At 63.8% G+C, this 14,367-nt stretch carries 15 protein-coding genes, 1 tRNA gene and 1 pseudogene; 7 read left to right on the top strand and 10 right to left on the bottom strand.

The annotated features are described in order from the left end of the window. Positions 1-105: 105 nt before the first annotated feature. Positions 106-604: pseudogene (locus tag EJ074_RS16210) on the bottom strand (FxsA family protein). A gap of 202 nt (positions 605-806) precedes the next feature. Here EJ074_RS16210 and EJ074_RS16205 point away from each other — a divergent pair. The 4 genes from EJ074_RS16205 (at position 807) to EJ074_RS16190 (ending at position 3,649) form a co-directional block, all read left to right on the top strand. Next, on the top strand, positions 807-1,514 hold the full coding sequence (locus tag EJ074_RS16205) for a Tim44/TimA family putative adaptor protein (RefSeq protein ID WP_095805321.1): 708 nt from the start codon (positions 807-809) through the stop codon (positions 1,512-1,514). 125 nt (positions 1,515-1,639) lie between these two features. Next, entirely contained in the window at positions 1,640-2,746 is a 1,107-nt protein-coding gene (locus EJ074_RS16200) for a murein transglycosylase A (RefSeq protein ID WP_095805320.1), read from the top strand. After that, positions 2,743-3,267, top strand: coding sequence for a Smr/MutS family protein (locus EJ074_RS16195; RefSeq protein ID WP_095805319.1), 525 nt, complete (start codon positions 2,743-2,745; stop codon positions 3,265-3,267). The genes EJ074_RS16200 and EJ074_RS16195 overlap by 4 nt, the downstream gene beginning before the upstream one ends. A gap of 10 nt (positions 3,268-3,277) precedes the next feature. Next, the gene (locus EJ074_RS16190; protein WP_095805318.1) at positions 3,278-3,649 is read left to right on the top strand and encodes a helix-turn-helix transcriptional regulator; all 372 of its coding nucleotides are present in this window, start codon (positions 3,278-3,280) and stop codon (positions 3,647-3,649) included. A gap of 173 nt (positions 3,650-3,822) precedes the next feature. On the opposite strand, the gene EJ074_RS16185 is transcribed toward EJ074_RS16190, so the two are convergent. The 3 genes from EJ074_RS16185 to EJ074_RS16175 form a co-directional block, all read right to left on the bottom strand. Beyond that, positions 3,823-4,440 (bottom strand): transglutaminase-like cysteine peptidase, encoded by a 618-nt coding sequence (locus EJ074_RS16185; protein ID WP_095805317.1) that lies wholly within the window; start codon positions 4,438-4,440, stop codon positions 3,823-3,825. A gap of 260 nt (positions 4,441-4,700) precedes the next feature. Continuing rightward, positions 4,701-5,978, bottom strand: a complete 1,278-nt coding sequence (locus EJ074_RS16180) for a polyhydroxyalkanoate depolymerase (protein WP_095805316.1) — start codon at positions 5,976-5,978, stop codon at positions 4,701-4,703. A gap of 308 nt (positions 5,979-6,286) precedes the next feature. Continuing rightward, positions 6,287-6,649 (bottom strand): septal ring lytic transglycosylase RlpA family protein, encoded by a 363-nt coding sequence (locus EJ074_RS16175; RefSeq protein ID WP_095805315.1) that lies wholly within the window; start codon positions 6,647-6,649, stop codon positions 6,287-6,289. A 564-nt stretch (positions 6,650-7,213) separates the two neighbouring features. Here EJ074_RS16175 and EJ074_RS16170 point away from each other — a divergent pair. From EJ074_RS16170 to EJ074_RS16160, 3 genes are all read left to right on the top strand, one after another. Continuing rightward, positions 7,214-8,455 (top strand): D-amino acid dehydrogenase, encoded by a 1,242-nt coding sequence (locus EJ074_RS16170; RefSeq protein ID WP_129553578.1) that lies wholly within the window; start codon positions 7,214-7,216, stop codon positions 8,453-8,455. A 54-nt stretch (positions 8,456-8,509) separates the two neighbouring features. Then, complete coding sequence (locus EJ074_RS16165; RefSeq protein ID WP_095805313.1) at positions 8,510-9,331, top strand: aspartate/glutamate racemase family protein; 822 nt, start codon at positions 8,510-8,512, stop codon at positions 9,329-9,331. Between the two features lie 838 nt (positions 9,332-10,169). Next, positions 10,170-10,352 carry a hypothetical protein gene (locus EJ074_RS16160; RefSeq protein ID WP_129553577.1) on the top strand — a complete coding sequence of 61 codons (183 nt, stop codon included), beginning with the start codon at positions 10,170-10,172 and terminating at the stop codon, positions 10,350-10,352. A gap of 21 nt (positions 10,353-10,373) precedes the next feature. Here EJ074_RS16160 and EJ074_RS16155 read toward each other — a convergent pair whose 3' ends face one another. From EJ074_RS16155 to EJ074_RS16130, 6 genes are all read right to left on the bottom strand, one after another. Further along, the gene (locus EJ074_RS16155; RefSeq protein WP_095805311.1) at positions 10,374-10,574 is read right to left on the bottom strand and encodes a DUF1778 domain-containing protein; all 201 of its coding nucleotides are present in this window, start codon (positions 10,572-10,574) and stop codon (positions 10,374-10,376) included. 30 nt (positions 10,575-10,604) lie between these two features. Continuing rightward, positions 10,605-10,910 carry a UBP-type zinc finger domain-containing protein gene (locus EJ074_RS16150; RefSeq protein WP_095805310.1) on the bottom strand — a complete coding sequence of 102 codons (306 nt, stop codon included), beginning with the start codon at positions 10,908-10,910 and terminating at the stop codon, positions 10,605-10,607. Further along, positions 10,910-12,598, bottom strand: coding sequence for an FAD-dependent oxidoreductase (locus EJ074_RS16145; RefSeq protein ID WP_129553576.1), 1,689 nt, complete (start codon positions 12,596-12,598; stop codon positions 10,910-10,912). Before EJ074_RS16145 ends, EJ074_RS16150 begins: the two co-directional genes overlap by 1 nt. 87 nt (positions 12,599-12,685) lie before the next feature. After that, positions 12,686-13,405 (bottom strand): hypothetical protein, encoded by a 720-nt coding sequence (locus EJ074_RS16140; protein ID WP_095805308.1) that lies wholly within the window; start codon positions 13,403-13,405, stop codon positions 12,686-12,688. Positions 13,406-13,529: 124 nt separating this feature from the next. Continuing rightward, positions 13,530-13,614, bottom strand: a tRNA-Leu gene (locus EJ074_RS16135). 72 nt (positions 13,615-13,686) lie between these two features. After that, positions 13,687-14,307, bottom strand: a complete 621-nt coding sequence (locus EJ074_RS16130; protein WP_095805454.1) for a 2,3-bisphosphoglycerate-dependent phosphoglycerate mutase — start codon at positions 14,305-14,307, stop codon at positions 13,687-13,689. Positions 14,308-14,367 lie beyond the last annotated feature (60 nt).

Genomic DNA, 14,367 nt, shown 5'->3' with positions numbered 1-14,367 from the left:
GCCCTGTGCATGTCGTCCGAAAATCCGCAGCGGTCCTGTGGCAAGCGAGAGTCGGGACGGGATTTTCAGGCGCCGATCCGCGACTCGGCGCAACGGTGCCCGGGCCTAGTCGTCCTTGAGGCGTCGCCAGGGCGAATCATGGTCCGGCCCGCGCTTGTAGTCGTCGGCACGCGAATAGTCGCTGTCGTCGAGATCGATGGTCTTGTCGCGGCTGCGGGCGCGAAAGCCGCCGCTGAAGCTGGTCGCCATCACGATGCGGTTCTTGAGCAGGCGCCAGGCCAGGTCGCGCACTGGCGGGAGCAGAAGCAGGATGGCGATAATGTCGGTGATGAAGCCTGGAATGATGAGCAGGATCGCAGCCAGCACGATCATCGCGCCATGCGCGAGCTGGCGGCTGGGATCGCGTCCGGCGTCCATCTCCGCGCGCACCCGGGCCATCACGCCAAAGCCCTGGAGCCGGAGCAGCAGGCTGCCGGCGATGGTGGACAAAATGACCAGCCCAACCGTCGCCAAGGCGCCGACTTCACGGCCGACAATGACGAAGCCGGCGATCTCCAGCAAACGGCAGCAGGAGCAGGAACAGCGGAATGAACGAAACGCGCAAGTGTCGACCGATCGCTTTCTTCTTTCGCAGGCTCGGCGACAATCGCCGCTGGCCTTGGCGCCCTTAGATAGGTATGGCTGCCTTTGATTTGAATGATTGCGCCCGCCGTTCTATATGCTTTGGGTGATGAACGCTATGCGACCGCCGCCTTCTTAGAAGCTCTGGCGGTCCGGCCGGTACAGGGATCGAGTTGGCGGAAGATATGGGTTTCTTCGACTTCGGCACGATTTTCTTTTTGATTGCGGCAGTTGTGATCTTCTTCCAGCTGCGCAACGTGCTGGGCCGTCGCACCGGAAACGAGCGTCCGCCCTTCGATCCCTATTCGGCGAGCCGCACGCGCGACCAGGACGCGGCGCAGAAATCGGAGAATGTGGTGTCGCTGCCGCGCAAGCGCATGCCTGGCGAGACCGCCGCCGAGACCTATGCCGCGATCGATGCGTTCGCCAAGCCCGACAGCGACCTCAACAAGGGCTTGCGGACGATCAAGGACAACGACCCGTCCTTCGATCCGAAGACCTTCATCGACGGCGCCAAAATGGCTTATGAGATGATTGTCATGGCCTTTGCCGACGGCGACCGCAAGACGCTGAAGAACCTGCTGTCGCGCGAGGTCTATGACAGCTTCGCCGCTGCGATCGGCGAGCGCGAGGCGAAATCGGAAAAGATCCAGTCCTCTTTCGTCGGCATCGACAAGGTCGATATCGTCGCCGCGGAGATGAAGGGCAGCGAGGCCCATATCACGCTGCGCATCGTCAGCGAGTTGGTTTCGGCAACCCGCGACAAGGTCGGCGCCGTCATTGACGGCGATCCGGAGAAAGTGGCCGAGGTCAAGGACGTCTGGACCTTCTTCCGCGATACCCGCTCGCGCGATCCGAACTGGAAGCTCGTCGCCACGGAAGAAGAAGACTGACCTGGAGCATGATGCCGAAAAGTGTGAAGCGGTTTTCGGACGACATCATGTTTTATGATTTGGAGCCGGATCCCGATTTCAGGTCGAATCCGCCTGAAATCATCCGGCTCTAGGCGGCGGCTGCCATGTCGCTCTCTCCCGCATTCAGCCAAACGACCTTCAGCGACCTGCCCGGCTGGGATGAGGACGATCATGCCGCCGCTTACGCGGCGTTTCGGCGCTCTGCCTTCCACGTCCTCGTCAAGTCCTATCGCACCGGCTCGCTCGGCGTCGCTGGCGACGCCTTTGCCGAAGCCTATGCCGAGGCGCGCGCCGTTTCGGTCCCGGATGCGTCGGAGGCGCGGTCTTTTTTCGAGCGTCATTTCGTTCCGATGCTGGTGGCGGCGGAAGACGGCGGCCCCGGCCTGGTCACCGGCTTCTACGAGCCGGAGGCTGAGGCTTCGCCGGTCAGGACGGACCGCTTCAGCGTGCCGCTGCTTTCGCGCCCTGCGGATCTCATCGACATCGACGATGGCAACCGGCCGGCCGGGATGGACCCCTATCTCGCCTTCGCGCGTGAAACGCCGGCGGGCTTGATCGAATATTTCGACCGCGGCGCGATCGAGCGCGGCGCGCTTTCCGGTCGGAATCTCGAAATCGCCTGGCTCGCCGACAAGGTCGATGCCTTCTTCATCCACGTGCAGGGCGCGGCGCGGCTGAAGTTGACGGACGGCAGGCTCTGCCGCGTCACCTATGCCTCGAAGTCCGGCCAGCGTTTCACCGGTCCCGGCCGGATCCTGAGCGAGCTTGGCGAGATTCCGCTCGAGAAGGTGACGATGCAGTCGATCCGCGCCTGGTTCAAGGCGCATCCCGACCGCGTCGACGAGATCCTGTGGCGGAACCGCTCCTACATCTTCTTTCGCGAAGCCCCGGTCGAAGATGCAGCACTCGGTCCCATCGCCGCCGCCAAGGTGCCGCTGGCGCCGGGCCGCTCGGTCGCTGTCGACCGCTTGCTGCATACCTTCGGCACGCCTTTCCATATCGTTGCGCCGAGTCTCACTGCCTTTGACCAGAAGCCGTTTCGTCGCCTGATGATCGCGCAGGATACCGGCTCGGCCATTACCGGTCCGGCGCGCGGCGATCTCTTTGCCGGCTCCGGCGATGCGGCGGGCGAAATCGCCGGTGTTGTCCGCAACGCCGCCGATTTCTATGCGCTGGTCCCGCGCGTGCTGGTCAACGGAGTGCGCCGATGACCCGCCGCGACGACAAGCTCAGCGAGGATGACCGCATCCTCTGGAACCTGGTTGCTCGGACGGCCCGGCCGCTCAAGGGCAAGGCCGCGGTAGAGATTCCCGACCTCGTGAAACCGAACGCGACGCCGGAGCCCCCACCGGTCAACGGCGTTCCGGCAATCGCCGCGAAGCCGAAGGTGCAGCATGTTGCGCACGCGCTGGACGACCAGACGCTGCACAAGTTGAAAAAGGGCCGGCTGCCGATCGAGGGCCGCGTCGACCTGCATGGCATGACGCAGGACGAGGCCTATTCGCTGCTGCTTACCTTCCTGCATCGCGCGCATGCCGGCGGCATCCGCTATGTCCTCGTCATCACCGGCAAGGGCTCGTCCTCCGGCGGCGACGGGATCCTGCGGCGTTCGGTGCCGCATTGGCTGTCTACACCGGCTTTCCGGCATCTTGTCTCGAGTCACGATCACGCCGCCCGCAACCACGGCGGCTCGGGCGCGCTCTATGTCCGGTTGAGACGCACGCGCGCATGAGAATGGCCCCGTGACCCCGTTCGGCGAAAAGTTGCGGGCGCTGCGAGCCGAGCGCGGCGTCAGCCAGAAGGCGATGGCGCAAGCCATCGGGGTCAGCGCCGCCTATCTGTCGGCGCTCGAGCATGGCCGCCGCGGGGCGCCGACCTGGACGCTGATCCAGAAGATCATCGGCTATTTCAACATCATCTGGGACGATGCCGAGGACCTCGCCCGTTTGGCCGAGACCTCGCATCCCCGGGTCAGGATCGATACGTCGGGTCTGTCGCCCGCCGCGACCGAGCTGGCCAACCTCCTGGCCGAGAGCATCGAGAGGCTGGACGAGGCGGAACTGCGGACAATCACTGCGTCGGTCCGTGCGGCGCTCGGTCGACGCGGGCGGTAAGCGGCAATTGGCAACGTCGGCGCTTGCCCTCATCTGGCGGCCGCCATCCTCTCCCCATGCACGGCCGTGAACCGAGGAAAAATGCCCGGCAGGGCGGCGCCGACGCTCGCTATCTGGCAAAATGCGATGGAAGCGGTCCCGGGCGGCGCGGCCGCCAGACTCGAGGCTCTCGCCTACTGCACCGAGCCGACCAGCACCTGCTGGCCATCGCGGATCGAAACCCAGCGGCCGGTGTTGTCGATCGCCTGCCGCTTGAGGAAGCGGTAGCCTGTCTCGTCCCAGGCTTTGACCTTGTCGGTCAAATTGTCGAGGACGTAATCGCCCCTGTCGGTGCGGACGGTCAGCACCGAATGGCCCTCGCCGTCAGGCTTGCGCACGACGGTGATCAGAAGATCGGCGAGCGAAATGCCCATGCCGGAAAGCTCGCGCCGCTTTTCCAGCACATAGTCCTCGCAATCGCCAAAGCCGTCGTCCGGATAGGCCCAGACTTCGTCCTTGCCGTAGTGATCGAGATCGCTCATCGGCCTGACCGCGGCATTGACCTTCGCGGTGATGCTTGTCAGCTTGCGCCAGACCCCCTCGGTCATCTTGGCCGGTGCGAGATTGTTTGGCCGGATGTTGCATTCGCCCGGATGGCTCTTGCAGAAATCGTAATGTCCAATCGGCTGCGACGTCAGGCCACCGGTCGTCATGGCGCCGGCCGCCCAAGCCGGCACCGCCCAGTGGGCCGAGATCGCCAGCCCTGCGACTGCACACAAACGCAGCATCCGCGCCATCGCTGAGGAAGTCATTGCCCCCGCCGCCCTGTTTTTATTAACGAAACGTTAAGGGCGATTTACAGTCCGTGTCAATTAGCGACGGCGGCTAGTTTGACGGCATGGTTACCCGCACGATCGCGAGAGCGGCTATTTCGCAACAGCCCTCGGGCTGAACGCCGCCGACCGCCTCGACAATGCAGCCTTTGGTAGTGGCGCCTGCAAGCATAGGTACGAGGCGACGACGCGGAGGACCGCCGTCCTGGAATCGCTTCATCGGCGAGCGGATCTGTCTTTCACGCCTTGGCGGAGCGCACCAGCTTGGGCTTCGCGGCCACGCGGCTCTGCCTGCCATAGCCCGTGATGAAGTCGACGATGCGCGGTACGATCTCGGAGCGGAAGCGCGAACCGTTGAAGACGCCGTAATGGCCGACGGCCGGCTGCATGTAATGCGCGTGCTTGTCGGGCGGAATGTTGATGCACAGGTCATGTGCGGCCTCGGTCTGGCCGAGGCCGGAAATGTCGTCGTTCTCGCCTTCCACGGTGAACAGGGCGACGTTGCGGATCGCCGAAGGATCGACCGCCTCGCCGCGATGCTTCATCTCGCCCTTCGGCAGAGCGTGACGCACGAACACCGTATCGACGGTCTGCAGGTAGAATTCCGCCGTCAGATCCATCACCGCCAGATATTCATCGTAGAAGTCGCGATGCTTCTCGGCGCTGTCGCCGTCGTTCTTCACAAGGTGCATGAAGAAGTCCTTGTGGGCGAGGATGTGGCGGTCGAGGTTCATGCTCATGAAGCCCGAAAGCTGCAGGAAGCCGGGATAAACCTCGCGGCCGAAGCCGGGCACCGGCCAAGGTGCCTTCATGATGACGTTGTCGCGGAACCAGCCGCTGCCCTTTTCCTCGGCGAGAAGATTGACCGCGGTCGGGTTGCGCCTGGTATCGATCGGGCCGCCCATCAGCGTCATGGTCGAAGGCACGAAGGGATCGCCGCGCTTTTCCATCAGCGCAACCGCCGCCAGCACCGGCACGGAAGGCTGGCACACCGCCATGACATGGGTGTCGGGGCCAAGCGCGTGGAACATGTCGATGATGTAGTCGATATAGTCGTCCAGGTCGAAACTGCCGTCGGCGAGCGGCACCATGCGGGCATCGACCCAGTCGGTGATGTGCACGTCGGCATGGGGCAGCATCGCCTCGACCGTGCCCCGCAGCAGCGTCGCGTAGTGGCCGGACATCGGCGCCACGATCAGAAGCTTGGGGTCCGGCTTGCGCCCTGCCGGCAGAGCCCGCTCGAACCGCACGAGGTTGCAGAACGGCCTGGACCAGACGGTCCTTTCCACGACGTCGACCGTGTTCCAGTCGACCACGGCCTTGCTCAGGCCGAATTGCGGCTTGCCGTAGCGGCGCGTGGTGCGCTCGAAGAGCTCGGCGGTCGCCGCGACCGAACGGCCGAAGGGCGTATGCGAGATCGGATTGAGTGGGTTGGAATAAAGCAGCCGCACCGCGTCGGCGTAAAGGCGGACCGGTTGCAGCGCCGCATGGTTCAGTTCGTAGAGCTGGTAGAACATCGACAACTCCGCTGCCGGCCTTCCGACTCAACGACGACGGGCAGCGCCGAGCCTCAAATGTCTCGCAACGACGTTAACAAGATATTGTTGCGATGCAATAGGTCACGCCGAGTGATCAATGCTTCTTTTGTCCAAGGTGTTGAAAACCCGCATCGAACGGCGGCGCCGGCTCACTGTGCATTGCCGAAATGTGCAGGAAACCTGTCCGGCCGCTGTTGCCGGACACCGAACCGGGATTCACCGGCAGCAGGGTCGCACCGGCGGAACCCGGCCTTCGCATCCGGCAATGGTCACGGTCGATGGCTGCCTCACACCCGCGCCATGCACACCGCGGTATGGCCCGAGCCGATGAAGCCGAGCTGGCCGGCCGCGCCGCGGGAGAGGTCGAGCACCCGGCCCCTGACGAACGGGCCGCGATCGTTGATGCGAACGACGACGCTGCGGCCGTTGTTCTTGTTGGTGACCTTGAGCTTGGTGCCGAACGGCAAGGTGCGATGTGCGGCGGTCAGTGCCGAAGGGTTCATGCGCTCGCCGGAGGCGGTTCTGGAATGCAGCGCGTACCAGGACGCTCGGCCGCACTGTGCGGCGGCCGAAGAAGCTGCCGAGGCGCCAGCCATCAGGCCAGCCGCGACCGTTACCGCGACAAGCGCGGTCCGCTTGGTTCTCTTCATCTTTGGGGACAGCTCCGTTTACAAGACAGGCCCCGCCGGTAAGTGTCGAATGAGGCGGGAAATGCGGCAGCTGTCTGTCGGTTCCATGGCAGAGGCACACGTTTGGAGTCGCCGCGAAACAGTTCGTCATGACTTTTTCGCAATGCGTCAACGTATTGTTAATGAAGAACCGGACCGCTGCGCTGGAAGTCTCGAATAGGACTGGCCCTCAGTCCCCAAGTAGAAGCTGGAGCGACTGCTTCGCTTCCTTGCGCTTCATTATTGCGCGCCCATCGCGATGAAGGATCGTCTTTTCGAAGCGGCCACGCCGATGCGATTGATCAGGAATGTGCTGGCGCTGACGTGCTGCCGATCGAATGTCGCCCAGACTTTCGCCAATCGCCAACGTTGTCAGAAAAGCTGTGCCGGCGAAGCTGCTGATCTCCTCCCCAAGTGGGTCCCTCGTGGGGGAGATGGCCGGCAGGCCACCAGGGGGCGCTGTCCCGCCGACATGTCGGTATGTGTGCCATTGCAGACCGCAATCCACGCTCTAAACTGCGCCGGCTTGCGATCTCCGGAGGCGCCATGCGCGTGATCGTGTTGGGCGGCGGCGTGGTTGGCGTCACCACCGCCTATCAGCTGCAGAAGGATGGGCACGAGGTCATCGTCCTCGAGCGCCAGTCCCAGGTCGCCGCCGAGACCAGCTGGGGCAATGCCGGCATGATCGCGCCGGGACATTCCTTCGTCTGGTCGTCGCCGAAGGCGCCGATGATCCTTTTGAAATCGCTGGTGCTGAAGGACCAGGCTCTGCGCTTCAAGCTCTCGTCCGATCCCAGGCTCTACAGCTGGTCATGGCTGTTCCTGATGGAATGCACGGCAGAGAAGGCCCGTCGCAACACGCTGCTCAAGCATCGCCTTGCCGCCTATTCGCAATCCGTCCTGCACGAGGTCATCGCCGACGAGCAGATAGATTACGACCGCAACGATCGCGGCATCCTCTATTTCCACCGCAGCCAGCAGGCGCTCGACAGGGGCGTCGAGCACATGAAGCTTTTGGAGGAGGACGGGCAGCAGATCGAGGTGCTCGACCGCGACGGCGTCGTTGCGCTCGATCCGGCGCTGGCCTCGGCCAAAGAAAAGATCGCCGGCGGCATCTATTGCCCGACCGACGAGACCGGCGATCCGGCCAAGTTCACGCGGGCGCTTGCGGCAAAGGTTGTAGAGCGCGGCGGTGTGATCCATACCGGCACGACAATCACCGGCATCGAGACCTCAGGCGACGGCGTCACGCAGGTGCTGACCGACAAGGGAAGCTTCAAGGGCGATGCCTATGTGCTGGCGCTCGGCTCCTACAGCCCGCTGATCGCCAAAACGGTCGGCATCAGCCTGCCGATCTATCCGATCAAGGGCTATTCGCTGACCATTCCGGTCGGCAACCGGCCGGCGCCGCCGACCATCGCTTCCGTCGACGAGCACAATCTTGTCGCCATGTCGCGCTTCGGCGACCGGCTGCGGATCACCGCGACGGCCGAGTTCGCCGGCTACGACACCAGCCACAAGCCGGCCGATTTCGCCTTCATGAAGGGCGTGACGCAGGAGCTCTACCCGGAAGGCGCCGACTATGACCGCGCCGAGATGTGGGCGGGCCTCAGACCCATGACTCCGAACAACCTGCCTGAGTTCGGACGTCGCCGCCTGCGCAATCTCTACTTCAACACCGGGCATGGCCATATCGGCTGGACCATGTCGCATGGTTCGGCCCGCATCACCGCCGATCTGATCGCCGGACGCCGGCCGGCCATTTCCATGGACGGTCTTTTGAACTGAGAGCATGATCCAAGACTGGACCCGAGCAGGATCGATCAGAAGAAAGGGAATGCCATGTCTGTCAGCGCAGCTGCTACCCGCCTGCAATCTTCGGAATCGCTCGATCCCAAGCCGGTCGATCTGGGCGTGTTGCCGTCGGAGATCGACGGCGGCCTTGCCTCGCGCGCGGCGATCGGACTGGCGATCCTTGCCACCGACCAGACGCTGGAGCATGAGTTCCGCGCGCTGGTCCGCATTCCGGGCGTCGCCTTCTACGAGGCGCGCCTCTTCAACGACAACGACATCACGCCCGACACGCTGCGCGCCATGGGCCCGCGGATCGCGCCGACGGTCGACCTCATCCTGCCCAGCATCCCGCTCGACGTCGTCGGCTTCGGCTGCACTTCCGCCACCATGACCCTCGGCGAGGAAGCCGTGTTCGCCGAGATCCGCAAGGCGCGGCCGGGTGTCGCCTGCACCACGCCGGTCACCGGCGCGCTTGCCGCCTTCAAGGCATTGGGCGTCAAGGGAATAGGCCTGCTCACGCCCTACGCGCCCGAGATCAACAAGGGGCTGGTCCGCTATTTCAATGGCCGCGGCCTCGACATATCAGCCGTCGCCACCTTCGACCGCCGCGACGACCGGGAAGCGGCCCGCATCTCGCTCGCGTCGATCGAGGCGGCGGCCGAGCGCATGGCTGCCGTACCGGGCGTCGAGGCGATCTTCATCTCCTGCACCAGTCTGCGTGTCGCCGAGGCGGTGGCGGAGCTCGAACGACGCATCGGTATCCCCGTCACCTCCAGCAATCACGCCATGGCCTGGCACTGCCTGCGGCTTGCCGGCATCGATGACGTCGTGCCGGCCGGCGGCAGGCTGTTTGCCCTGCCGGCGAGGTGAAGCGGACGGCTACGAATCCACTCCAACTTAAAATATTCCACGAAACAAGTGTGAGGCAACAATGGATAATGGACTCGTGGAATAGTTTGCAAGATGCGCTTGCTGTAACGCAGTTAGCGCAGGAGGAAACAATGCTTCGTGTGTTAATAGCGGCGCTAGTCACCGTCACGTGCCTATCGACGGCATCCTCGGACGAAACTGCAGTCAAAGTTTTTGACAAGACGCAGTTGATGGCCTTTACCTACATAAAACCGGTGCCAGCACCGCAAATGTCGACTCCGCTTGTCACAAAGGTCTCTGTGCAATGCGGGCCTTATACCTGTGACACCGGTTGTTGCGCTTACAAAGTAGGAAACGAATGTGTGCATGAGTGCGCAACGCACCACGCCCCTCTTTGTCCCCCTGGCAATCCTTGTTAGAGAAGGCGCACGGGCCAAGCCGGGGAACGGTCTAAAGTCCGGGTCCCGGCATGGCTGACCCAGTCTCGTCCTAAAAGCGAAAGTCGCTGCTGCCGCATCTGGAAGAGTGGTGGTCGCGGCATCCTTTGCTACTCAGTTTCGGAGCCAGTCACGGCCCGGCTGAGTCTGCATACTCGCCTTTCGCCGAAGGGCGAGCCGGCCGGCGCTAGAAGCATGGTTGGGCCATTGATGCCAGGCGGCACCAGCGCCAGAAAATTCCGCCTCGCCTTCATCCGCCGCCTGATGGCTTGTGGCCAGCGCCGTGCATTCTGCGGGCTAAACAAACAATGGCCCGTGCCGCCAAAACCTCAGCGTTAACGGAATCGGAAGGGGTTGTTTAACGCTTCGCTACTATCTCCCGCCTCGGGAGGCAGGACAGAGTGAGCGCGATGAACGACGACCCCGAAAAACGCAACGAATGGCGTGCCATTTTCTACGTGCAAGCGCGTGTCGCCATGCTGTTTGTGCCGATCATCGTCAGCCTTCTGATCATCGGCGCGCTCGCCGGCAACAACCGCGACCCCAGCGCCCTCGACCGCACCGTCACCAGTTCGGTGAAGTAGGGCGGCTTCGCCGCGAGATCGTTATTCGTTCTTCCAAGGCAGAGGCGCGTTCATCGTTTTGCGCAATCTCTCATTGGGCTTCGGAGGCGCGTCAAGCTGGGCGACAAACTGCGCATAGGCTGCTGCCGTGACCGTAATGAGCGTTCGATCAAGCAACTCTTTCGGCTCAATGGGAGCGTCGGATATGCCCTTGCGAGCTTTGTCTGGGAGCTTGGTCTTCATTATCTCAACTATGCTAACTCACTGTTCAAATCAAACAAAGCGCGGTATTGGGCCGTTCTGCGGCGTCGTCCGCGCGCCGAGGTCGATGAAGACCTCGTCGACATAGCACCAGCCCCAGCCTTCCGGTGGATCGTAGCCCTCGATGACCGGATGCTGGGTCGCGTGAAAATGCTTGGTGGCGTGGCGGTTGGGCGAGTCGTCGCAGCAACCGACATGGCCGCAGGTGCGGCAGAGCCTGAGATGCACCCACCAGGATCCGCTCTTCAGGCATTCCTCGCAGCCGAGCGCGCTCGGCGTGACGTCCTTGATGCCGTCCGTATGCCCACATTCGTCCATCACGGTCTCCTGGGTTCGTTCTCACCGGGGGGGTCGCCGTTCTGCGCAAGATAGGCATGCAGTGCCGCCACCACCTGGGCGCCTTCGCCGACGGCGGCGGCGACCCGCTTGGTCGAGCCGGAGCGCACATCGCCGATGGCGAACACGCCGCTGCGGCTCGTCTCCATCAACCCATGTCCCGGTTTCACGTCCGGGCCGGTGCGAACGAAGCCCTTGGCGTCGAGCGCCACATTGCAATCAGCCAGCCAGTCGGTGTTGGGGTCGGCGCCGATGAACAGGAAGATATGATGGATGGCGCGCGCCGTCTCCTCGCCGGTGAGCCGGTTGCGCCAGCGCACCCGGTCGAGATTGCCGTCGTGGCCTTCCAGTGCCGTGATCTCGGTCTCTGCCAGCACCTCGATGTTCGGCTGCGCCTCGATGCGCTCGACCAGGTAGCGTGACATGGTGGCATTGAGGCTGTCGCGCCGCGCCAAGAGCGTCACCTGGCGCACCTGGCTCGCCAGATAGACGGCCGCCTGGCCGGCCGAATTGCCGGCGCCGACCAGCGCCACCTCCTGGTCCTGGCACAGCCGCGCCTCGATCGGTGAGGCCCAATAATGCACGGACGTCCCCTCGAATTGCGCTAGGTTGGCGATATCGAGGCGGCGGTAACGCGCGCCGCTGGCGATCACCACGGTGCGTGTGCGCACCATCTCGCCGTCGCCGACTTCGAGCTTATAGCGGGCGCCTTCGGCGGCGGCGCCGAGCAGCTTCGCCCCATCCGGGATCACCATCTCGACGCCGAACTTCTGCGCCTGGTTGTAGGCGCGCGCCATCAGCGCCATGCCCGAAATGCCGGTCGGGAAGCCGAGATAGTTTTCGATGCGCGAGGAAGCCCCCGCCTGACCACCGAAGGCGCGGCAATCAAGCACGATCGTCGACAGTCCTTCGGAGGCCGCATAGACCGCCGCCGCCAGCCCGGCGGGACCGGCGCCGACGATGGCGACGTCATAGACCTTGTCGGCATCGACTGGCCGCAACACGCCGACGCAGCGGGCGAGCTCGCTTTCGCCCGGATTGTGCAGCAGCTTGCCATTCGGACAGAGCACGATCGGCAGATGGTGCGGATCGACGTGGAAACGCGCGATCAGCGTCTTGGCGCAGGGATCGTCGTCGGAATCGAGCGCCCGGTGCGGCAGGCCGCTGCGGGTGAGAAAGCCCTGCAGCCGCAACACGTCGCCATTGCCGCCAGGGCCGATGATGATCGGTCCGCTGGTCCCGCTCTCCAGCAGGCCGACACGGCGCAGGATCAGCGCCCGCATGACGCGCTCGCCGAGATTGGCCTCCTGCACCATCAGGTCGCGCAGCCGCTGCGAGGGGATGACGATGGCCTCGACCGGTTCGATCGCCTCGGCATTGACTAGGGACGGCCGGCTCGAAAGCTGCGCCAGCTCGCCAATGAAGTTGCCGGCGCCGTAGGTGATGATCGGCTCGGGCCGGCCGAGCCCGCCGGCCTGCGTGATCTCGACCTTGCCCGACAGGATGACGATCAGCCCGGGCGACACCTCGCCGGCCGTGACGATGCGGTCGCCCGCGGCATAGGCACCAGGTTCGCCAAACCGGCGCATCCGCTCGATGTCCGCATCGGCCAGGACGGGAAACATCTGGTCGCGACGAGCAGCGATGGTCGGGCTGACGAAAGGGGCCATGGGGCGAGCGTAGCGCCGCGGTCGCCGGGTTTGAAGCGCTTTGTTCGGCACCTGGCCGCCAGGGGAGGTTGGTCGCTATGCTTTCATCTATCCGAGCGACGTCGCCAGCTTGCGCAAGGCCCCCTGCGGATCATCCGTGATGACGGAGCCATGCGATACAAGGATGCGCTTGAGCGCTGGTTGTTCCGCCCATCGTCTCAACTGCGCTGCGAGCGCGGCCTTGTGGCCGACCATCGTCAGCTTGACCGGCAAGGGTATATGCGGCTCATCACCGGCAAATCCCATCATTCGCAACGCCCAGCCTGCAAAGCCGGATGCATCGCGGATGTTGCCGACGAGATCGTTGAGGACGAGCGTCGTGCCGTTTGGTCCGTCAACCTGCAGCGCCGCTTCGCGCTCGCCGGTTCCGGGGACGGTGATGAGCTTGACGTCGGGGTCGCCAAAGTCGCCGCGTGTCGCATCGACATGTACCGCCTTCCCGACGCTGTCGAGCGCGCCCGGCGGTGCAATCACCTGAAGGCCGGGATAGCGGTCCTTCCATGGCTTTGCATCGAGCCGGTGATGATTGTTCGGGACGATCAGGAAGGCCGGCTGGCCAAAGGCCTCGATCGCGCGCATCTGGTCGTCATCAAGCGCGATGGCGCTGAAGATGACGAGCCGTTGGTCGCGCAATCGCACCACGGTCATGCGCCGTTTCATGTTGCCGACGGGCATCGGTATGTCGCCGGTCACCGTCAGAATATTGTCGTCGACAGAAGTGAGCCTGCCATGCGGCAGAACCTTCCATTCCTTGAATGGCTTGGGCATCACGGAACCTCGGGTTGACCGACAAGATAGGAACGGTTCAACTCGGGACGAGTTGCAGGGCACAAAAAAGCCCGGAAAATCCGGGCTTTTTGCTCATCGCTTCAGAGCGTCTGAAACGGGAATTTGGTGCCCAGAAGAGGACTCGAACCTCCACTCCTTGCGGAACACGGACCTGAACCGTGCGCGTCTACCAATTCCGCCATCTGGGCTGGTGCGGGCTCATGTAAGCGGGCGAACGAAGCGTGTCAACGCGCTTTTTTCAAACCCGGCTGGCCGCCGGCTCACCCCGCCAGCACTTCCTTCGAAGCCACGGTGGAATCGGCGTTGAGCTTGTAGATCACCGGCACGCCGGTGCCGAGCTCGAGCTTGACGATCTCCTCGCCGCTCTTGCCGTCCAGCGCCATGATCAGCGCCCGCAGCGAATTGCCGTGCGCGGCGACCAGCACGGTCTCGCCCCGCAGCACATGCGGCTGCACGTCGTGCAGGTAATAGGGCCACACGCGGGCGCCGGTGTCCTTCAGGCTTTCGCCGCCGGGCGGCGCGACGTCGTAGGAGCGGCGCCAGACATGCACCTGCTCCTCGCCCCACTTCTTGCGCGCGTCATCCTTGTTGAGGCCGGAAAGGTCGCCATAGTCGCGCTCGTTGAGCGCCAGGTGGCGAATGGTCTCGAGATCGCTTTGGCCGACCACGTCGAGGATGTGCTGGCACGTCTCCTGCGCCCGCTTCAGGTCGGAGGTGAAGGCGATATCGAATTTCAACCCGCGTGCCTTGAGCTTCTCGCCGGCGGCAAGAGCTTCCGCATTGCCCTGCTCGGTCAGGTCGACGTCGCGCCAGCCGGTGAACAGGTTCTTCAGGTTCCATTCGCTCTGGCCATGGCGCACGAGCACGAGAGTTCCCGACATGTTTGCTCCTTCGTTGAACAACACCAGAGCGGGTTTTCCCCTCCGGAATTGCGGAATGAC

Source organism: Mesorhizobium sp. M3A.F.Ca.ET.080.04.2.1, from assembly GCF_003952525.1.
GTDB lineage: Bacteria > Pseudomonadota > Alphaproteobacteria > Rhizobiales > Rhizobiaceae > Mesorhizobium.
The sequence above is the reverse complement of the archived record's forward strand: the minus strand, read 5'-3'. Positions and strand labels throughout refer to the sequence as shown.